Here is a 19,506-nt window from a genome sequence, read left to right on the forward strand (position 1 = left end):
TCCGGGGCGCGCGCAGCGCGAGCCCGGAATCCATAACCACCGCTGGGATTATGGATTCCGGGCCTGCGCCCCAAGGGCGCATCCCGGAATGACGTGGATGGGCCGTGCCCGATCGGATAGCCATCATGGCCGCCTACGGTCTCTACACCCACATCGCCGCCAACAAGACCCGGTCGGTCGTGCTGCTGATCGGGCTGTTCGTGCTGGTGTATGTGCTGGTCTATGCCGGCGCGCTGATCGCCGAGGTGGTGATCGATGGCGGGCGCACGGTGCCGGACTATCTGCGCGCCGCGGGCGCCGATCTGATCAAGGCGGCGCCGTTCGCGACCATAGGTGCGGCGCTGTGGATCGTGATCGCGTATTTCTTCCACCAGAAGCTGATCGACGCCGTGACCGGCGGCCATGCGGTGACGCGGGCCGAACAGCCGCGGCTGTACAATCTGCTGGAGAACCTGTGCATCTCGCGCGGCATTCCGATGCCGCAGCTGAAGATCATGGACAGCGAGGCGCTGAACGCCTTCGCCAGCGGGCTCAATCCGAAGCAATACGCCATCACGGTGACGACCAGGCTGGTCGAGCGGCTCGATGATGCCGAGATCGAAGCTGTATTGGCGCACGAGCTCACCCACATCAAAAACGGCGACGTGCAGATGATGGTGATCGCGGTGATCATCGCCGGCGTTGTCGGGTTCTTCGGCGAATTGATGTTCCGGCTGTTCTTCCAGGGCGGGGTACGGATCGGCGGCGGATGGTCGGGCGGCGGCTCGTCGTCATCATCTTCATCGTCGAGCGATCGCAAGAGCGGCGGCGGCGCGGTCATCGTGGTGATCCTGGCGATCGTGCTGATCCTGCTGGCCTGGCTGCTGTCGCAGGTGGTGAAGCTGGCGCTGTCGCGGTCGCGCGAATTCCTCGCCGACGCCGGCTCGGTGGAGCTGACCAAGAACCCGGATGCGATGATCTCGGCGCTGCGCAAGATCGAGAATCGCGGCGAACTGCCGGGCGCGACCTCGGCGGTGATGGAGATGTGCGTCGACAATCCGCGCTCCGGCTTCTCCGATCTGTTCGCCACCCACCCTTCGGTCGAGGCCCGGGTCGATGCGCTGGTCAAGTTCGCCGGCGGACACTACCAGCCGCCACTGCCCGCTCTGCCGGCCGCTGAGCAGGATGACGATAACACCGCCACCGATCCTGAGGGTTCGACGGTCGATGGTAAAGCGCCAGCCTCCGACGCGCCGCCGCACGGGCCGTGGAGCGACGCGGCGGCACCGGCGCCCAAGCCGTCGCTGCTGCGCGGACCATGGGGCCGGCGGAGCTGAGTCCGCCCAAATCCGCGCCACCGCCTCGCATCTGAACGATTTTGTTGAGGACCCGCGGCCGTCATTGCCCGACCAATTGAATTATCCCATGTTTCTGCCATGTTCGCGCCCAAAGCAGAGGTCTGCACCCTGGCCTGAACGGCCGCGGTGGGGGATCGAACCGGCCCGTAAAGGAATCTCATGGCGAAGCCAGCAGTGATCGTCGTCGGCGCAGACAAGGGCGGCGTGGGCAAAACCACGGTGTCGCGCACCCTGCTCGACTATTTCAGCGCCAACAACGTCCCGACCCGCGCCTTCGACACCGAGTCGCCGCGCGGCACGCTGAAGCGCTTCCACCCCGACATCACCGAGATCGTCGACATGACGTCGACGGCCGACCAGATGAAGATCTTCGACACGCTGAACTCGGCGGTGCCGTCAGTGACGGTGATCGACGTTCGCGCCGGCCTGTTGTCGCCGGCGCTGGCCTCCTTGCGCGACATCGGCTTCCTCGATGCGGCACGCTCCGGCCAGATCACCTTCGCGGTGTTCCATATCCTCGGCCCGTCGATCGCCTCGCTGGACGAAATCGCCGAGACCGCCAACTTCATGATCGGCGCGAAGTACTTCCTGACGAAGAACTTCATCAACAACACCAGCTTCTTCGAGTGGGACCAGGCGACCTACAATTCGTACTTCCACCGCATCAAGGACGCCACCGAGCTGACGATTCCGAAGCTCAACGAAATGGCGTACGAGCAGGTCGAAGTGTCGTCGGTGCCGTTCCTGAAGTTCGTGGCCAACAAGGGCGTCAGCGGCGAGCCGGCCAACTACTCCTTCGTGCTGCGCGGCTATGTCCGACACTGGCTCGCCAATGTCTGGAGCGAGTTCGACCGGATCAAGCTGACCGACATCGTCGGCAAGGACAAGAACGGCCGCGGCACCCCGGTGACCGACGAGCCGGGCGAGAAATAGTTCGCATTGCTGAGGAATCCGGCTATATCGGACGGCCTCCCCCGACCGATATAGCCTGATGTCGCGCACTCCGGTTTACATCGTCTGTTCGCCGCGCCCGTTCGTCGGCAAGACCCTGATCGCCCGCGTGCTCACCGAATATCTGCTGCTGCAGCGCGGCTCGGTGCTGGCGTTCGACATCAACGTCAAAGAACCGTCGCTGCTCGACTATCTGCCGCGCGTCACCGAAACCGCGCAGGTCGACGACACCTTCGGCAAGATGGCGCTGATGGACCGGCTGATCTTGCACGACGGACTCGCCAAGGTGGTCGACCTCGGCTTCCACGCCTTCGACGAGTTCTTCGACACCTTCGCCGAGATCGGCTTCATCAAGGAAGCGGTGCGGCGGCAGGTGGCGCCGGTGGTGCTGTTCCTCGCCGATACCGACCGCAACTCGGTGCGCGCCTATGACCGCCTGCAGGACATCGTGCCGCCGCGGCAGCTGATCACCATCGACAACGAGCACATCCTGCTCGGCGAACTGCCGTCGGTGTACGCCCACGGCCGGGTGATGCGAATCCGCGGCTTGCCGCCGTTCCTGAAAACCTACATCGACCGCGTGAACTTCTCGTTCACCGGCTACCTGCGCGCCGAGCCGGACGCCTCCACCGAACTCAACCAGTGGATCCGAGCCAACTACACAACATTCCGCGCGCTGGAGCTGGAGCTGACGCAGGGGCGGTAGCACAGCCGTCGCCCGCAGACAGCCGGCCCGCTCGCCATCGTCAGCGAGGCCGCAAACGCATTACCGCAGTGAGAGCGTTCATCCCCGACCTCGCCCCGCAGGCGGCGGGCTCCCTCGCCCCGCTCTTGCGGGGAGAGGGCTGGGGTGAGGGGCGGCGACCTCTCACCGAATGCGTGGCTCGCTCATTTGCAGTGCCTGGCCCCTTACCCGGATTGCTGCGCAATCCTACCTCGCCCCGCACAGGGCAAGGAGAGGTTAGGCAGTGCCAGAAGAGTTAGGCAGGAGCGAGCTCAATGCCCTTCGAACGCGACCAGCGTGCGCACCGGGACGCCCATGGCGCGGATCTTGGCGGCGCCGCCGAGCTCGGGCAGGTCGATCACGAAGCAGGCGGCGACGACTTCTGCGCCGATCTGGCGCAGCAGCTTGATCGCGCCCTCGGCGGTGCCGCCGGTGGCGATCAGGTCGTCGACCAAGATCACCCGCTCGCCGGGGGTGATGGCATCGACATGGACCTCGATCTTGTCGGTGCCGTATTCCAGCGCATATTCCATCGACACGCAGGTATGCGGCAGCTTGCCCTTCTTGCGGATCGGCACGAAGCCGCTCGACACCTGATGGGCGATCGCGCCACCGATGATGAAGCCGCGCGCCTCGATGCCGGCCACCTTGTCGATCTTCGAACCCGCCCAGGGCTGCACCAGTTCGTCGATGGCGCGGCGGAACGCGCGCGGTTCGCCGAGCAGCGTGGTGATGTCGCGGAAGATGATGCCGGGCTTGGGATAGTCCGGAATCGCCCGGACGCTGGCTTTCAAATCGTTTGCAAACTCGGGGGTCATCGGCGCGGGTGACCTTGCCCCTCGGGCTTAATCCAGTTTGAAGTTCGTTCTGGCCCTAACGAGGACCAGAGCATGAAGCGCAGCCGCTTTTCGGAAGAGCAGATCATCGGGATTTTGAAGGAGCACGAGGCTGGCGTTTCGGTCGCCGATCTGTGCCGCAAGCACGGCGTCAGCGACGCCAGCATCTATAAGTGGAAGGCGAAGTTTGGCGGGATGGACGTCTCGGAGGCCAAGCGATTGAAGTCGCTGGAGGACGAGAACACCCGGCTGAAGCGGTTGCTGGCCGACGCCATGCTGGACAATGCAGCCCTGAAGGATCTTCTGGGAAAGAAGTGGTGACGCCCGCGGCCAAGCGGAAAGCTGTCGCGCATCTGCAAACTGCATTCGAGATGAGCGAACGGCGGGCGTGTAAAGCCATCGGCTGCTGCCGCATGACAGTCAGATATCAGACGAGCCGGAGCGATGATGCCGGGCTGCGCCAACGTATGAGGGCGATCGCCCATGAGCGCCGGCGCTTTGGCTATCGGCGCCTCCACGTCCTGCTCAAGCGTGAGGGCTACCTGGTCAATCACAAGAAGCTGTTCCGGCTGTACCGTGAGGAGAAGCTCACAGTGCGCCGCCGGGGTGGCCGCAAACGGGCCCTCGGCACACGAGCTCCCATGATAGTGCCGGTGCTCCCGAATGATCGCTGGTCGCTCGACTTCGTGTCGGATCAGATGACCGATGGTCGACGCTTCCGCATTCTGACTGTGGTCGACGACTGCACCCGCGAGTGCCTGGCGCTGGTGGTCGACACCTCGCTCTCGGGCGCCCGGGTCGCACGAGAACTGGACCGGCTGGTTGCCGAGCGCGGCAAGCCCAAGATGGTGGTGAGCGACAATGGCAGCGAGTTCACCAGCAATGCCATCCTGACATGGGCCGATCAGAGCCGTATCGCCTGGCACTACATTGCGCCGGGAAAACCCATGCAAAACGCCTTCATCGAGAGCTTCAACGGCCGCCTGCGGGATGAACTGCTGAACGAAACGCTGTTCACCTCGCTGGCCCAGGCCCGCGTAGCGCTCCGGTGCTGGCGGGCCGACTACAATGATGCACGACCGCACTCACAGCTCGGGTGGCGGACGCCATCCGAGTTCGCCGCCACCTGCAATCCGCGTCGGGATCTGGCGCTGCGCTATATCGAAAGCTCCACGCCAGCTCCCGCCACCGCCCACATGGGCCCATCTAACCACCCGAACGAACTCAGACCTGGATAAAACTTGGGGGCAAGGTCACGGGTCTTTCGTTACGGATGGCGCAATTCGTCATCGGAAGGCGGGAGGCGCAATCGGGCAATTCGGCTGAGTTACCGCCGGGTGGTAGCAGAGCTCCCCCGGCGGGCCTTCGATCTGGATCAATCGGCGCCGCCGGCCATTGGGCTTAGGCCGGCTGGCCGAGCCGGAAGGCGTTCTCGACGATCCGCAGCCCGACCTCGCCGCCGAGCGACATCAGCGACTCGGGGTGGAACTGGACGCCGCCGACCGGCAGGGTCTTGTGCTCGATCGCCATCGCGATGCCGTCATCGGTGGAGGCGGTGACGGCCAGCTCCTTCGGCATGTCGCGCATGTCGACATAGAGCGAGTGGTAGCGACCGATGGTGACCTCGTTCGGGAGACCGCGCATCAGCGTGCCGCCGCGCACCTGGATCCGCGACGGACGGCCGTGAGCCGGCTGCGCGAGCTGGCCGAGCGTACCGCCAAAGTATTCGCCCATCGCCTGGACGCCGAGGCAGACGCCGAAGATCGGCAGCTTCTTGGCGAGCGCGGCGTCGATCGTATCCTTGATCTTGAAGTCCTCCGGCCGGCCGGGACCGGGCGACAGCACCAGAAGATCATAGCTGTTTTCGGCCAGCATCTTCAGGCCGTGAACGTAGCGCACCACGGTGACCTGGGCGCCGACCTGCCTGAAATAGTCCGCCAGCATGTGCACGAAGCTGTCGTCGTGGTCGACCAGCAGCACCTTCTTGCCCGAGCCGGTGGCGTCCGGCGCCACCGCCGACAGCGGCTTGGCCGGATCGCCGCGCAGCGCCTGGAACAGCGCCGCGGCCTTGACCTGGCATTCCTTGTCTTCGGCGACCGGATCGCTGTCGAACAGGCAGGTGGCGCCGACGCGAACTTCGGCGAGGCCGTCCTTCATCCGGATGGTGCGGATGGTGAGGCCGGTGTTGATCGAGCCATCGAAGCCGACCACGCCGAACGCGCCGGCATACCAGCGCCGCGGGCTACGCTCGTGATCCTCGACGAACTGCATCGCCCACAGCTTCGGCGCGCCGGTGACCGTCACGGCCCAGGCGTGGGTGAGGAAGGCGTCGAGCGCGTCGAAGCCCGGCCGCAGCATGCCCTCGACGTGGTCGACGGTGTGGAACAGCTTCGAATAGGTCTCGATCTGGCGGCGCGCGAGAACTTTGATCGTGCCCGGCACGCAGACCCGCGCCTTGTCGTTGCGGTCGACGTCGGTGCACATATTCAGCTCGAACTCGTCCTTCTCGGAGTTCAGGAGCTTCTGGATCTGCTCGGCATCGCTGATCGCATCGACGCCGCGGGCGATGGTGCCGGAGATCGGGCAGGTCTCGATCCGGCGGCCGTCCGAGCGGACGAACATTTCCGGCGAGGCCGACACCAGGAATTCTCCGTCGCCGAGATTGAGCAGGCCGCCATAGGGCGACGGATTGATCCGGCACAGCCGCTTGAACACTTCGGCCGGCGACCGCTCGCACGGCTCACCGAACAACTGGCCCGGCACCGCCTCGAACAGGTCGCCGCGGGCGAACGCCGCGCGGGCCTTCTCGACCACCTTGGGATAGTCGCCCGGGGCGTGGTCGGCGAAACCCTGCCGGCCGGTCTGGGTGTAGACGCTCTCGGCGGTTTCGTTCGGCAGGCCGGCGGTGGAATGGCCCTTCCAGGCGAATTCATAGGAAATGTCGACGCCGCGGCCGGTCGCGCGGTCATAGGCCAGCAGGCGGTCCGGCACGTACAGCACGATGTCGCGCTGGTCGGCTTCGCGGGCACGCTTCTGCTTCAGATCCTCGAACTGGAACACCAGGTCGTAGGCAAAGGCGCCGTACAGTCCGAGCATCGGATCGGCCGGCGAGGCGAAGGCAGCAATCACCGCGCGCACCAGAGAGATCGCGCTGGCGCGGCGGGTGCGTTGTTCTTCGTCGACCGGGGCCTCGCCGCGGACGATGTGCCCCCTGATCTTGGTGGCGCAGGCCTGCTCGACGACGACGCAGGGCTCTTCAAGCTTGTCGGACAGGAACGCGATCAGCACCCGGCCGCGCGGATTGAGCGCCTCGATGGTGAATTTTTCGGCCCTAGTGGTGAGCGCCAGCGGCGGATCGGCAAAGCCGAGGTCGAAGCTCTCGTAGCGGCCCGGCACGGTTGTGCCGGACGACAGCATCACGCCGCGGCGGTGGTCGAGCAGATCGATCAGCTCGTCGAGCGCCTGGCCGCCGGCAAAAGGCTGGGCGCTGCGCGTCACCGCGAGGCCCGCGGCGGTCTTATAGTCGCTGGTCGCGGGAAGCGAGAAAACGGTCCTGTTCATGGCATCCTCTTAAGCAACTTGCCGGAGGAACGCCACACAGGACAAACGAAAGCCGCCTCGCGTGGCGGCCTCAGGACGATCGGAAATTAACGGGATCGCACGGCCACCTCTGGTCAGGAGGTGCGCCACCAACGACGTCTGAGCAGCGGGATCGGGCGAAACGTGTGCATGGGCAGCAGACGACCACCCCGGCCGGGTGGAGTCAAGGGGCCGCGGACGGGCTTAGATCAGACTATGGGCTTAAACTCGGCGCGGGGACCGTCTCGGCCAAAGTCGCCAGAACCTCAATGAACGAGTCGACGAGGCTGTCATCGACCGGGCCGAACTCGCCGTGTGCGACCGCGTTTCGAACCCTGCTGGCCTCTCTGACGATTTTCGCTTCGTGCGGAGTGATCAGTCCCTGAGACGCGAGCACCTCGATCAACCGAACAGAACTTTGAGGATAGCGGAACTCGTCCGGAAGCAAAGCCCGCCCGATCGCCTCCAAGGTAGCATAGGCCAGCAGGATAGCAGGCCGTGGCTGGCCTGCCGCTCTCAAGCTTTCGACTTCGCGAATAGATGCTTCAATCTGCTCGCGGGACGCGACATCCAATTGTTCCGTCGAATTACTTGGAGAAGCGTATATGACCATAAGCTCCCAATCGCTTTGACCAACGAACAGGGATCGCAGGTCTTGAATCCGCCGACGATCCTCGTCGGAGGGGCGAACGACTTCGACCGCGACTTTCTTTCCACTCTTCAGCGCAATCGCATCGGGCCGATAGGAGCGCATGAACGAGGGCAACACCGAAGGCGACGGATGCATATAAACTTCGTAGCCCTCAGCCTGAAGCCGGGGCAGCACGAGGTCGATAACTTCCCGTTCGCCGACATCCGCGGTCATCAGTTCAAATCCTCAAATGGGTTGTCTGACAGCCTGACATAAAGGATCGGTTTCTGAGCCAGGAGCGCTGCCTCCAAGGTAGGACTAGGCGCGCGAAAGGGGAAGATGTCGTCAGGCTCAAACTTCTGGGCCACAACGCGATGGATCTGCCGGTCGTCAACGTAAATGTGGCGTCCCAAGGCATCAAGGATGGGCTTGATGATGTTGTCGACATCACCCGCCATCTCACCCGGGGGGAAGTAGAACAACGTCACAGACAACGGCACGTCGGTTGCGAAGTGAGCATCGGGAAGGACTTCCCGACTGGCGGCAATCACCAAGCTCTTCCATTGATCCAGCGACTGGCGTCGTTTCGCCTGCAAGGAAACGGGGGTACCAGCAACGAGAAACTCGATCGGAAAGGGTATTTCCAAGACGGCCCCACTATTCCACCCTCCGAAAAAGCTAGCCTAACCACAGCAGGGTTCAATGCTGAGCAAGATACCTTTCCTATTCAAAGCTCAGGAACGTCCCGGCCGCTTCGGTGTTCTCCTTGCGCATGCCGGGTGACAACCGGCCGCAACGGGGATGGCGGACGTGGCTCATTTTGCCGGTTTCTGGCCACGACACCAACGCATCGGTACGCGCTGACGCCTAACCCGTTCCCGGCATGCATCCTCTGACGCAGTCGTCTTCCTTGCGTCGCCGTGGGGACAACGGCGACAATTTCCTTCCATCGCAATCGCGCCGTATTCGCACGCAACTTCCGCCCCAATCGGAAGATCGGATTTCGGTTCCGTGACGTGTCGACTATCAGTGAGTGACCCGATGCCGAGCAGACTGGATCAACAGATCGACCGGATCGTCGCCGAGAACGGCGGCAGCCTGCACGATGCGCTCCGCGCGCTGATGCAGGTCAACGAACATCTCGAGGCGGAATTGGACAGGCTGCGCGCCGTGGTGGTGTACAGCAAGGCCTGTGCCGACGATCAATCGCTGCACTGAGCGATTCCGGCAAGCGTCCTGCACCGGGTGCCGCGGTTACGCCTTCTTCAAAAATTCCGTGCGCAGCACCAGGCCCTTGATCTTGTCGGTGCGGCCTTCGATTTCGTCTTCGCTGTCGGTGAGGCGAATGCCTCGGATCATCGTGCCGCGCTTCAGCACGGTCGACGAGCCCTTCAGCTTCAGGTCCTTGATGAGGGAGACGTTGTCGCCGTCGGCGAGCAGCGCGCCGTTGCAATCCCTGACTTCGATGCTCATGGTTCGGTTCCTTATTCGCTGGCAAAGCCAAAGCAGGAATGCCGCGTCCGCGCAATGCTGTGGCAGGCCGCATCCAAATGAAAAGCGCGAGGCGGATCGCTCCGCCCCGCGCCGTGTCTTGAAGCCAAAAAGCTCAGAACCGGTAGGTGATGCCGGTGCCGATCAGCCACGGATCGAGATTGACCTTGCCGGTGATCGGCGTGCCGTTCGCCAGCGTGCCGCTCCACTCGGGGCGCAGCCACAGCTTCTTGACGTCGACGTTGATGCCCCAGTGCTGGTCGATCATGTAGTCGAAACCGATCTGCACCGCGGGCGCGAACGCATCCTTGAGGTAGCTGTCGATCACGGTGCAGCAGGCCGCGCTTTGGCTGAAGAAGAAGGTGTAGTTCACACCGGCGCCGACATACGGCTTGAAAGCGCCGAAGTCGGTGAAGTGATACTGCAGGGTCAGGGTCGGCGGCAGCAGCCAGGCCTTGCCCACGTCGATTCCGGTCAGTGAGCCGGCACCCGAGACGCTGTGGCGGGTGACGCCGAGGATCAATTCGGCGGCGATGTTCTTGGTGAAGAAGTAGGTGATGTCGAGCTCGGGGACGATCGCGTCGGAGGTCTTAAGCGACGAGCCGGCGATCTGATCGACATAGCCCGAATCCCGGGGCACCACGCCCAGCGCGCGCAGGCGGATCATCCACGGGCTGGATTCCGCCACAACCGGCGCCTTGTAGATCGGACGGGTGGCGAGATCGGCGGCGTCGGCATTCGCCGACACGAGGTTGAATGCCGCCGCCAAAGCCAGCGCCGACACTGCGGTCAGAAACTTGGTCATAGATGCCCCTTTTGAAGCTCGGTCGCGTGAGCGGGAAACCCACGCTCAAGGTGCACAGATGCCGTCGCGGGCTGAGAAGATTTGATCTGGATCAAATGAGGAGGCGCCCGCTGCGTCATTGCGACGCGCGTGACTTTCGGGTCACAGATTCACGTCCTAGCGCGGGCAAAGTGGTATCAGTTCGCGCGGCAAATTCCCGGCTTCGTGCACAAAGCGCATGTGGCGCAGAGGCTTACGGACGCTCCGGATTGCGCATCATGTACTCGCCGAGATTGCGCTGAGCGCGATTCGCACGGGTGATGGCGTTGGAGCGCTGCACGTCCCGATCCTTCCGGCACGCGACGTATTCGGACGACCCTGCAACCACACCGTGCTGCCGGCAGTAGACATCGTCGTCGCCGATGTCCGCCGGAGCGTCGTTGCGGCTCGCGCAGCTGGCGAGGGCCAGGGCGGCGACGGACAGGGCGATCAGGCGTTTTGAGGTTGACGGCATCCAAGGTCCCCAGAGCACGAGTCATTCCGGGGCGCTCGCGAAGCGAGTGAACCCGGAATCTCGTAGCGACAACGACGGGATTCCGGGTTCGCGCGTTGCACGCGCGCCCCGGAATGACGTTGCGAGGCTTTGTCTAACCCGAATTGCGGAGTTTGTAAGTCCGCAATGCCGGATCGGTTCAGCTATGGCTCTTCAGCGCCGAGGAGATGTCGTCGAGCGCGGTCGGATCTTCGATCGTGGCCGGCATCGTCCAGGTATCGCCGTCGGCGATCTTCTTGATGGTGCCGCGCAGGATCTTGCCGGAGCGGGTCTTCGGCAACCGCGGCACGGTGATCGCGAGCTTGAACGCCGCAACCGGGCCGAGCTTGTCGCGCACCAGCTTGACGATCTCCTTCTCGATTTCGGCCGGATCGCGGGTGACACCGCTCTTCAGCACGATCAGGCCGCACGGCACCTCGCCCTTGATCGGATCGTTGATGCCGAGCACGGCGCATTCGGCAACGTCCGGATGCGACGCGAGGATCTCTTCCATGCCGCCAGTCGACAGCCGGTGGCCGGCGACATTGATGATGTCGTCGGTGCGACCCATCACGAAGACATAGCCGTCTTCATCGACATAGCCGGCGTCGGAAGTCTTGTAGTAGCCCGGGAAGTCGGCGAAGTAGCTCTCGCGGCAGCGCTCGTCCTGCTGCCACAGCGTCGGCAGATTGCCGGGCGGCAGCGGCAGCTTGATCACGATCGAGCCCATCGTCCCGGCCGGCACCGGCTTGGCGCCCTCGTCGACGACCTCAAGCTTGTAGCCGGGCATCGGCACCGTCGGCGAGCCGTGCTTGACCGGCAGCAGGCCAAGGCCGACCGGATTGCCGGCGATGCACCAGCCGGTTTCGGTCTGCCACCAGTGATCGATCACCGGCACCTGCAATTGCTGCTCGGCCCATTCCACCGTCGGCGGATCGGCACGTTCGCCCGCCAGGAACAGCGTGCGGAATTTCGACAGATCGTATTTGCGGATGAAGCTGCCGTCGCCGTCTTCCTTGCGGATGGCGCGGAACGCGGTCGGCGCCGTGAACAGCGCCACCGCGCCGTGCTCGGAAATCACCCGCCAGAACGCGCCAGCATCAGGGGTGCCGACCGGCTTGCCTTCATACATGATCGAAGTCGCGCCGTGGATCAGCGGACCGTAGATGATGTAGCTGTGGCCGACCACCCAGCCGATATCGGAGGCGCACCACCACACCTCGCCGGGTTTGATGCCGTAGAGGTTTTCCATCGTCCACTTCAGCGCGACCAGATGGCCGCCATTGTCGCGGACCACGCCCTTCGGCTTACCGGTCGTGCCGGAGGTGTAGAGGATGTAGAGCGGGTCGGTCGCATCGACCGCGACGCAGTCGGCCTTCTTGCCGGCCGCCAGCGCCTGCTCGCGCAAGCTCGCCCAGTCGTGATCGCGGCCCGCCTTCAGCTCGCAATCCTGCTGCGGACGCTTGAGGATGATACAAGCTTCCGGCTTCACCGAGGCGAGTTCAATCGCTTCATCGAGCAGCGGCTTGTACTTGACGATGCGTCCCGGCTCGATGCCGCAGCTCGCCGACAGGATCAGCTTCGGCTTGGCGTCTTCGATGCGGGTGGCGAGCTCCTTGGCGGCGAAGCCACCGAACACCACCGAATGCACCGCGCCGATGCGGGCGCAGGCCAGCATCGCCACCATCGATTCCGGTACCATCGGCATATAAAGGATAACGCGGTCACCCTTCTGAACGCCGAAGTCCTGCATGATGGCGGCGAGCGTCTGCACTTCGCGCAGCATCTCGGCGTAAGTGTATTTGCTCACCGTGCCGGTCAGCGGCGAGTCGTGGATCAGCGCGAGCTGATCAGCGCGGCCGTTCGCGACGTGGCGATCGAGGGCGTTGTAGCAAGTGTTGACCTTGGCGCCGGGAAACCAGCGGCCATACAGGCCGAGCGAGGGATCGAACACCTTGGTGGGCGGCGTGATCCAGTCGATGTCTTTCGCGACCTCTCCCCAGAATCCCTCCGGGTCGGCCAGCGAGCGGGCATGAACCTCGCGGTAACGGCTGTTGTCATGGATAGTCATGGCGTCACGCTCCCGTGGATCTCAAGGCGGTTTGCCCGCCATGTCCGGCTTTTAGGCGCGGTACGCAACCCCGCCTTTGTTCCTAATCAAGCCGCATCCTTTGGTTCGGTCCGGCCCGGGCGGCATTGTGGCGAGCTGCCAACGGGTTGCAAGCGCCGACCGGAGAGCTGGGGGTGGCGTCTAACTGCCGCCAGGTCCCGACAATTGCCGCAGGCGTGCTTCCAGAGCGGCGCGCAGATCGTAGCCCGGGCGGCCGAAGCCGGCGTCGCGCGCGGCAACGAAGGAAGTTTGTGCCTTCTTCAGCGCCCGCACCGCCGCAGGCTCGCCGGCGCTCTCGCGAAGCGCCCGGCGGTACAGCGCGTCGATGCGGCGGTCGAGATCGGCCAGCGCCGGATCGGCGCAGATCGCCTTGTCCACAGCCTTGAGGGTGCGGCGACAGTCGAAGCTCGGCTTGCCGGCGACCGCCTGCTGCACCCCGACCCGCTCGACCTCCAGCGCCAGCGCCTTGTGGTTGGCGCGCGCCGCGACGTGGTCGGGTTTCAGCTTCAGCGCGGCGGCGAAGTCGGCGAGCGCCTTGCGGGTGTCGCCCTTGCCGCGCCACAGCTCGCCGCGGGCATTGAGCGCATCGGGCTGCTTTGGATCGACCCGCAGCGCGTCGTCGTAATCGGCGATCGCCCGATCGACCTGACCGATCCGGGCATGAGCGGCGGCCCGCGCCAGCAGCGCCTTGCAGCGCTCGCCCTTCTCGGTCTCTCGGCTGTCGATCACCCTGCTGCACAGCACGATGGTGTGCCGCTCGTCCGGCTTAGCCGCTGCAGCGAGGCACGCCCCCGGATCGGCGGTCGGATCGTCCGGCGGCTCGCCACCGGTTGCGAAGGCGGGCGACGCGGCGATCAGTAAACTCGCGGCAATAAGGAGAGCGCGCATCGAACGAACTACCGCTTCATACTTCAGTCAGCGTCGTTTCATTGACTCCGTCATGCGCGGGCTTGACCCGGGCATCCACGACGTCTTTCAAGCGCCGCCGTGCACTTGTCATGGATGTCCGGGTCAAGCCCGACCATGACGTTGGAGAGAAGGAAGCGCTTCGCGCCTCCTTATCATGAGCGTCGCGCTCAATTCACCTTCAGCGTCAGGCCGCCGTCGACCACCAGTTCGATGCCGGTGATGTATTTCGACTCATCGCTGGCGAGGAATGTGGCGGCGTTGGCGACGTCCCAGGCTTCGCCCATGTGGCCCATCGGCACCTGGGCGTCGCGGGCGCGCCACATCGCATCGACGTCGCCGCCCGAATAACTGGCGGCGAGGCCGGCCGAGTGCGCCACCATCGGAGTCTTCATCAGCCCCGGCAGGATCGCGTTCACGCGGACATGATCCTTGGCGTATTCTACCGCGGCGTTGCGGGTCAGCGCGTTCATCGCCGCCTTCGAAGCCGCGTAGCTGACATAGGAGATGCCGAGATACCGGATCGACGCGATCGACGAGATGTTGATGATCGATCCGCTGCCCTGCCGCTGCATCACCGGCACGACGTACTTCATCGCCAGATACGCGCTCTTCAGGTTGATCGCGAACACCCGGTCCCAATCGGCTTCGGAGACTTCGACGACGCCGCCGGTCTCCGCGATGCCGACATTGTTGTCGAGCACGTCGATGCCGTCCCACGCCTTGACGCAGGCCGCCACCATCGCCTCGACGTCGGCAGCGCGCGAGACGTCGGCGGCAAACGCGATGCCTCGGCCGCCTTCGGCCTTGATGATGTCGACGGTTTCCTCGGCGGCAGCGAGGTTGCGATCGACGCAGAACACCTGCGCGCCCTCGCGCGCGAACGTCACTGCGGTCGCCTTGCCGTTGCCCCAGCCGGGTCCGATCGAACCGGCGCCGACCACCAGCGCGGTTTTGCCTTCAAGTCGTGGCATAGTCTGTCGTTCCACTACACGCTACGGCCGCGCCCGTCACGGGCGCGGGCCTACTCCGCCCTCGCCGTCGGGCAACCCGGCACCCGCGGCGAGGCGTGATTACGGCGTCCCGTGCGTGAGATCAAACACCTTCTTCTGGTGGGCAACAGCCTGCTTGGCGCTGGCGCTCTGGGTGAAGAGGTCCAGCGAATCCGCATCGTCGTCCGACACCGGCGTCAACGCCTGATCGGTGTAGGCGAGCCGCTGCGGATCGCGGGCGACCCGGACGCCGATCGCCGCGACTTTGGCAAATGCCGCCAGAATGACGCCGGTCTTGCGTACGCTGTCGAGCGCAAAACGCGGCCAGAACAGGAGCGCGTTCGGCGCGGCGAGGCCGGGCCGCCGCTCGGACGGGTGCCGCTGCCGGAACAGGCCGCACTGCAGCGGGTGCACATTCTCGACCCGGATCGCGGTGGAGAAGATCGCCAGCAGCTTGACCAGGCTGCTGATCTTGATCCCGGTCGCGGCGGCGCGCCGCAGCAGCGTCTCGATATGGTCGGGCGTGTAGTAGCGGCTCCACGCCTCGCGATAGATCGCTTCCCATTCGGACTGCGACATCAATGGATGCGCGGTGCAGACGTGTTCGACATCGTAGTTGTTGAGATCGGGATCCATCGCGACGCCGGCGCGCCACAGCGTCTGGTGATCCTCAGAGCCCGGCAGCGGCGTCAGGCAGAAGAACTCCATGACGTCGATCGGCAGTTCGCGCTTGATGATGTCGATATCGGCGCGGATCGAGGCCGGCGTGTCGGCCGGGAAGCCCAGGATGTAGCCGGCCAGCGTGATGATGCCGTGGTCCTTCCAGGCCAGCAGCATCGCGCGATATTCGGTGATCTTGTTCTGCCGCTTGTTGGCGGTGAGCAGATTGGCCGGATTGATGTTCTCGAGCCCGATGAACACCCGCGTCACCCCGGCGCGCTTGGCCTTCTCGATGAAGCGCGGGATCTTGTGACACAGCGTGTCGACCTGGATCATGAAGCCGAGCGGAATGTCTTCGGTCTCGCGGATCTGGATCAGCCGATCGAGGATCGCCTCCCAATCCTTGTTGCGGGCGAAGTTGTCGTCGGTGATGAAGTACTTGCTGATGCCCTGCGCCCAGTTTCGGCGTACCATCGCCTCGATATCATCAGGCGTGCGGTAGCGCGACTTGCGGCCCTGCACGTTGATAATGGTGCAGAACGAGCACTGATACGGACAGCCGCGCCCGGCATCGACGCTGGTCGACAGGCCGAGCGTCCGCTTCACGGTGGCGAGCGGCAGATATGGCGCCGGCACGCCCTCGATCCCGGGCAGATCGTTGAGGAAGTTGTAGACCGGCTGCAGCTGCCCGGCCGCCGCGTCCTGCAGCACGCCATCGAACCGGCCGCCCTCGGCCTCGCCGGCGAACATCGCCACGCCCATGTCGCGGCAGTCGTCGAGCCCGATCGCCTTGCCGTCGAGCATCGCCAGGCAGCCTGAGACGTGAAAGCCGCCCATCACCACCGGCACACCGCTGGCGCGGAACGGCCGGGCGATATCGAGCGCGCGCGGATATTGGTTGGACTGCACTCCGACCAGCCCCACCAGACCGAAATTGCCGTTGCGGGCGAAGCGGTCGAGCAGCGCCGGAATATCGATCCGGGTATTGAACTCGTCCATCGCCTCGATCTCGAACTCGACATCGGCGCCGAGCACCTGGCGCGCGGCGACGTCGGCGGCGATGCCGTAAAGCGTAGCGAGTGAGTTCGAGGGGATGATCCCGCGCCACCAGCGCAGGACGTAACCGTCATCGTCGTAATGTGACGGTTTGATCAGCAACAAGATAAACTTCCGCTTCGCGCGCGCGACCGGAGCCATCGGTGACACCTTTCCCTGGAACCGGCCGAACGCCCTTAAGCGGACGATCTGTATTGCGGCGCAGTGTGCCTGTGCTTCGGCTGTGGCCGCAAGCGATTAATCGGCATCAGCAGGGCGATATTCAACCGGCAGCAATGCGCTGAAAGGCTAGTCCGGGCAGCTACTGAGCGTCGTCGGCTGCGCGCCGATGGGGTGGCCGAAGATCTCGGACAGGCTGCGGCAGCTCCCCCCGCTGCACAGCCGCCACTCGCCCGCGAGACCGGAATTGCCGAGCAACACCTCACGCTGCGGCGGGCGTGTCACCGGCCATTGAAACCAGCCATCGACCAGTCGCGCGTCGGGGGCCGGTTCCATGCCGGCACCGCTGCCTTTGACGCGGGCGGCGATCAGTTCGAGGCCCTGCGGGGTCACCCGCCAGTCCTCCTGCCATTCGGTCTTTTCGATCGAATGCGTCCAGGCCAGCGTGAAGGCGGCGACCGCCAGCGTCTTCACCACGCCGGCGGACACGACGCACAGGCTCACGCGGCCGCCACCGCGCTACGCGGCCGCTGCCGCCATTGCCACGCCACCACCACGGCGGTGATCAGGAAGCCGATGTAGTCGCTGTAGGCGAACTCGCCGAGCAGGCAGATGCTGGCGGCGAACGCGACGATGCGTTCGATCACCGTCATCCGCGTGTAGAGGAAGCCGATCGACACCATGCCGAACAGGCCGATCGCGATCAGCGCCTTGAAGGTGGCGTAGACCACCGCGCCGTAGAAGCCGAGCTCGGCGGCCATCGGATCGCCAGGCTGCAGCATCAGGGCCGGCGAATACACCGCGATGAACGGGATGACGTAGCCGGCGAGCGCGATCCGCATCGCTTCCCAGCCGATCTTGTCGGGGTTCTCGCGGGCGATCGGCGCCGCGGCGAGCGCGGCCAGCGCCACCGGCGGCGAGAGGTCGGCCATGATGCCGTAATAGAACGCGAACATATGGCTGACGATCAGCGGCACGCCGAGCTTGGCGAGCGCCGGCGCGGCCAGCGCCGCGGTGATGATGTAGGTCGGGATCGTCGGAATGCCGGTGCCGAGCAAAATCGACAGCAGCATCGTCATCACCAGTGCCAGGAACAGGCTGTGCTCGCCGAGCCCGATCACCCAGGTGCCGAACACGGTGCCGACGCCGGTCTGGGTCATCATGCCGATGATGGTGCCGACGATCGCGCAGGCCATGCCGACGGTGAGCGCAGACTTGGCGCTGTCGGCGAGCGAATCCCGGCAAGCGCGCAGCGTGGCACGTCCGCCGCGGGTGATCGCGGCGATCGCCACCAGCGCGGCGACGATCACCACGATCCGCATGATGTCGAGGCCGCTATGCGACGCCGCGCCGACCACCAGCGCCAGCCCGATCCAGAACACGTAGCGCAGCACGGTGTTGGAGAATCCGTGCACGATCGACGCGCCGAGGATCAGCGCCACCGTCAGCGCCAGGCCCATCGAGCCGGCGTAGAGCGGCGTGAAGCCCTCGAACAGCATGAATACCAGCGCCGCCAGCGGCAGGATCAGGTACCAGCGATCGACCGCGGCGCGCCATGCGCTCGGGATCTCGGACTTCTTCATCCCGACCAGGCCATGCTTGCCGGCTTCGAGATGCACCATCCAGAACGCGGAGGCGAAATACAGGATCGCCGGGATCACGGCGGCCTTGACGATCACCGCGTAGTCGACGCCGAGCGTCTCGGCCATGATGAACGCGACCGCGCCCATCACCGGCGGCATGATCTGGCCACCCATCGAGGCGGTGGCTTCGACGCCCGCCGCGAAGGCGCGGCGATAGCCGAATTTGATCATCAGCGGAATGGTGAACTGGCCCACGGTGACGACATTGGCGACGCCGGAGCCGGAGATCGTGCCCATCATGCCCGAGGCGAACACCGCCACCTTGGCCGGACCGCCGCGGCTGCGGCCAAACAGGCCGAGCGACACGTCGGTGAACAGCTGGATCATCCCGGCGCGTTCCAGGAACGAACCGAACAGGATGAACAGGAAGATGTAGGTCGCCGACACGTAGATCGGTACGCCGTAGAAGCCTTCGGTGCCGAACGACAGGTGGGTGATGACCTGGTCGAAATCATAGCCGCGATGGTTGAACGGCGCCGGCAGATACTGGCCGAAGAACCAGTACAGCAGGCATACGCCGCACATGATCGGCAGCGCCGGCCCCATCAGCCGCCGCGTGCCCTCGAAGATCAAGACCGCCAGCAGCGTGCCGACCGCGAGATCGAGATGGGTCGGATCGCCGTCACGCTGGATCAGGTCGGCGTAGAAGATCCACTGATACAGGCCGCAGAAGAACCCGACCGCGCCGGTCAGCCAGGCGATCGCACGGCCGAAATCGGTGCGCGCGGTGAAATTGCCGATCAGCCCGAAGGTCAGCAGCAGCAGGAAGCCGACATGAACGCCGCGCACCACCTGGCTCGGCAGCACGTTCCAGGCCGCGATGACGAGCTGGAAGCTGGCAAACGCGATCGCCACCGCATAGGCCAGATAGCGCCACCCCCGCGGCCCGAAGCCGGCCGGGAAGCCGTGCTCGAAATTGTCGAACTCGACATGGACCGGCGCCGGCGTCGGCTCGACCGCAACCTCAGGCTTCAACATCGATGACCGTTCCCGCCGCTTGGTTTGTTATGAGGTTCGTTATTCCGAACGTCATGCGCGGGCTTGACCCGCGCATCCATCAGTCTCCCTAAGAAGATGGATGGCCGGGTCGAGCCCGGCCATGACACCTGACTTGG

General features: G+C 64.7%; 18 protein-coding genes. 5 read left to right on the top strand and 13 right to left on the bottom strand.

The annotated features are described in order from the left end of the window. The first annotated feature begins 125 nt into the window (after nt 1-125). The 3 genes from HZF03_RS22575 (at nt 126) to HZF03_RS22585 (ending at nt 2,994) form a co-directional block, all read left to right on the top strand. Nucleotides 126-1,316, top strand: a complete 1,191-nt coding sequence (locus HZF03_RS22575; protein ID WP_119018253.1) for a M48 family metallopeptidase — start codon at nt 126-128, stop codon at nt 1,314-1,316. Between the two features lie 180 nt (nt 1,317-1,496). Continuing rightward, nucleotides 1,497-2,270 (top strand): P-loop NTPase family protein, encoded by a 774-nt coding sequence (locus tag HZF03_RS22580; protein WP_011160028.1) that lies wholly within the window; start codon nt 1,497-1,499, stop codon nt 2,268-2,270. Between the two features lie 58 nt (nt 2,271-2,328). Beyond that, nucleotides 2,329-2,994, top strand: coding sequence for a hypothetical protein (locus HZF03_RS22585; RefSeq protein WP_012497679.1), 666 nt, complete (start codon nt 2,329-2,331; stop codon nt 2,992-2,994). Nucleotides 2,995-3,284: 290 nt separating this feature from the next. Here HZF03_RS22585 and HZF03_RS22590 read toward each other — a convergent pair whose 3' ends face one another. After that, nucleotides 3,285-3,830, bottom strand: a complete 546-nt coding sequence (locus HZF03_RS22590; RefSeq protein WP_011160026.1) for an adenine phosphoribosyltransferase — start codon at nt 3,828-3,830, stop codon at nt 3,285-3,287. A 72-nt stretch (nt 3,831-3,902) separates the two neighbouring features. On the opposite strand from HZF03_RS22590, the gene HZF03_RS22595 reads away from it, so the two are divergent. Next, nucleotides 3,903-5,086 (top strand): IS3-like element ISRpa2 family transposase gene (locus HZF03_RS22595; protein ID WP_179906209.1). Its coding sequence is split into 2 segments (ribosomal slippage): nt 3,903-4,152 and nt 4,152-5,086, totalling 1,185 coding nucleotides; the frame shifts between segments, so codons are not numbered across the junction. Nucleotides 5,087-5,249: 163 nt separating this feature from the next. Here HZF03_RS22595 and HZF03_RS22600 read toward each other — a convergent pair. The 3 genes from HZF03_RS22600 to HZF03_RS22610 all read right to left on the bottom strand — a co-directional run bounded on the left by HZF03_RS22600 (nt 5,250) and on the right by HZF03_RS22610 (nt 8,705). Next, nucleotides 5,250-7,409: an anthranilate synthase component I gene (locus HZF03_RS22600; protein WP_119017735.1), complete on the bottom strand. Its 2,160-nt coding sequence runs from the start codon at nt 7,407-7,409 to the stop codon at nt 5,250-5,252. 232 nt (nt 7,410-7,641) lie between these two features. Further along, complete coding sequence (locus tag HZF03_RS22605) at nt 7,642-8,292, bottom strand: hypothetical protein (protein WP_119017736.1); 651 nt, start codon at nt 8,290-8,292, stop codon at nt 7,642-7,644. Then, nucleotides 8,292-8,705, bottom strand: a complete 414-nt coding sequence (locus HZF03_RS22610) for a RusA family crossover junction endodeoxyribonuclease (RefSeq protein ID WP_119017737.1) — start codon at nt 8,703-8,705, stop codon at nt 8,292-8,294. Before HZF03_RS22610 ends, HZF03_RS22605 begins: the two co-directional genes overlap by 1 nt. Nucleotides 8,706-9,099: 394 nt before the next feature. On the opposite strand from HZF03_RS22610, the gene HZF03_RS22615 reads away from it, so the two are divergent. After that, nucleotides 9,100-9,276: a hypothetical protein gene (locus HZF03_RS22615; protein ID WP_012497682.1), complete on the top strand. Its 177-nt coding sequence runs from the start codon at nt 9,100-9,102 to the stop codon at nt 9,274-9,276. 36 nt (nt 9,277-9,312) lie between these two features. Here HZF03_RS22615 and HZF03_RS22620 read toward each other — a convergent pair whose 3' ends face one another. The 9 genes from HZF03_RS22620 to HZF03_RS22660 form a co-directional block, all read right to left on the bottom strand. Then, nucleotides 9,313-9,531, bottom strand: a complete 219-nt coding sequence (locus HZF03_RS22620; RefSeq protein ID WP_011160033.1) for an alkylphosphonate utilization protein — start codon at nt 9,529-9,531, stop codon at nt 9,313-9,315. Between the two features lie 133 nt (nt 9,532-9,664). After that, nucleotides 9,665-10,354 (bottom strand): OmpW/AlkL family protein, encoded by a 690-nt coding sequence (locus HZF03_RS22625; protein ID WP_119017738.1) that lies wholly within the window; start codon nt 10,352-10,354, stop codon nt 9,665-9,667. Between the two features lie 232 nt (nt 10,355-10,586). Then, nucleotides 10,587-10,847, bottom strand: coding sequence for a hypothetical protein (locus HZF03_RS22630; protein WP_119017739.1), 261 nt, complete (start codon nt 10,845-10,847; stop codon nt 10,587-10,589). A 178-nt stretch (nt 10,848-11,025) separates the two neighbouring features. Continuing rightward, nucleotides 11,026-12,936, bottom strand: a complete 1,911-nt coding sequence (locus tag HZF03_RS22635) for a propionyl-CoA synthetase (RefSeq protein WP_119017740.1) — start codon at nt 12,934-12,936, stop codon at nt 11,026-11,028. A gap of 180 nt (nt 12,937-13,116) precedes the next feature. After that, nucleotides 13,117-13,863, bottom strand: coding sequence for a lysozyme inhibitor LprI family protein (locus HZF03_RS22640; protein WP_119017741.1), 747 nt, complete (start codon nt 13,861-13,863; stop codon nt 13,117-13,119). A gap of 188 nt (nt 13,864-14,051) precedes the next feature. After that, complete coding sequence (locus HZF03_RS22645) at nt 14,052-14,855, bottom strand: SDR family NAD(P)-dependent oxidoreductase (RefSeq protein ID WP_119017742.1); 804 nt, start codon at nt 14,853-14,855, stop codon at nt 14,052-14,054. 99 nt (nt 14,856-14,954) lie between these two features. Continuing rightward, nucleotides 14,955-16,730, bottom strand: coding sequence for a B12-binding domain-containing radical SAM protein (locus tag HZF03_RS22650; RefSeq protein WP_119017743.1), 1,776 nt, complete (start codon nt 16,728-16,730; stop codon nt 14,955-14,957). 147 nt (nt 16,731-16,877) lie between these two features. Beyond that, nucleotides 16,878-17,252, bottom strand: a complete 375-nt coding sequence (locus tag HZF03_RS22655) for a DUF1850 domain-containing protein (RefSeq protein WP_119017744.1) — start codon at nt 17,250-17,252, stop codon at nt 16,878-16,880. After that, nucleotides 17,249-19,369, bottom strand: a complete 2,121-nt coding sequence (locus HZF03_RS22660; RefSeq protein WP_119017745.1) for a TRAP transporter permease — start codon at nt 19,367-19,369, stop codon at nt 17,249-17,251. The genes HZF03_RS22655 and HZF03_RS22660 overlap by 4 nt, the downstream gene beginning before the upstream one ends. Nucleotides 19,370-19,506 lie beyond the last annotated feature (137 nt).

It is taken from the genome of Rhodopseudomonas palustris, assembly GCF_013415845.1.
GTDB lineage: Bacteria > Pseudomonadota > Alphaproteobacteria > Rhizobiales > Xanthobacteraceae > Rhodopseudomonas > Rhodopseudomonas palustris_F.

Excerpts from the sequence above, each read along its gene's own strand:
- HZF03_RS22590 (WP_011160026.1), bottom strand. The coding sequence starts at position 3,830 with ATGACCCCCGAGTTTGCAAACGATTTGAAAGCCAGCGTCCGGGCGATT.
- HZF03_RS22640 (WP_119017741.1), bottom strand. The coding sequence starts at position 13,863 with ATGCGCGCTCTCCTTATTGCCGCGAGTTTACTGATCGCCGCGTCGCCC.
- HZF03_RS22615 (WP_012497682.1), top strand. The coding sequence starts at position 9,100 with ATGCCGAGCAGACTGGATCAACAGATCGACCGGATCGTCGCCGAGAAC.
- HZF03_RS22645 (WP_119017742.1), bottom strand. The coding sequence starts at position 14,855 with ATGCCACGACTTGAAGGCAAAACCGCGCTGGTGGTCGGCGCCGGTTCG.
- HZF03_RS22630 (WP_119017739.1), bottom strand. The coding sequence starts at position 10,847 with ATGCCGTCAACCTCAAAACGCCTGATCGCCCTGTCCGTCGCCGCCCTG.
- HZF03_RS22625 (WP_119017738.1), bottom strand. The coding sequence starts at position 10,354 with ATGACCAAGTTTCTGACCGCAGTGTCGGCGCTGGCTTTGGCGGCGGCA.
- HZF03_RS22650 (WP_119017743.1), bottom strand. The coding sequence starts at position 16,730 with ATGGCTCCGGTCGCGCGCGCGAAGCGGAAGTTTATCTTGTTGCTGATC.
- HZF03_RS22605 (WP_119017736.1), bottom strand. The coding sequence starts at position 8,292 with ATGACCGCGGATGTCGGCGAACGGGAAGTTATCGACCTCGTGCTGCCC.
- HZF03_RS22600 (WP_119017735.1), bottom strand. The coding sequence starts at position 7,409 with ATGAACAGGACCGTTTTCTCGCTTCCCGCGACCAGCGACTATAAGACC.
- HZF03_RS22575 (WP_119018253.1), top strand. The coding sequence starts at position 126 with ATGGCCGCCTACGGTCTCTACACCCACATCGCCGCCAACAAGACCCGG.
- HZF03_RS22660 (WP_119017745.1), bottom strand. The coding sequence starts at position 19,369 with ATGTTGAAGCCTGAGGTTGCGGTCGAGCCGACGCCGGCGCCGGTCCAT.
- HZF03_RS22580 (WP_011160028.1), top strand. The coding sequence starts at position 1,497 with ATGGCGAAGCCAGCAGTGATCGTCGTCGGCGCAGACAAGGGCGGCGTG.
- HZF03_RS22620 (WP_011160033.1), bottom strand. The coding sequence starts at position 9,531 with ATGAGCATCGAAGTCAGGGATTGCAACGGCGCGCTGCTCGCCGACGGC.
- HZF03_RS22635 (WP_119017740.1), bottom strand. The coding sequence starts at position 12,936 with ATGACTATCCATGACAACAGCCGTTACCGCGAGGTTCATGCCCGCTCG.
- HZF03_RS22585 (WP_012497679.1), top strand. The coding sequence starts at position 2,329 with ATGTCGCGCACTCCGGTTTACATCGTCTGTTCGCCGCGCCCGTTCGTC.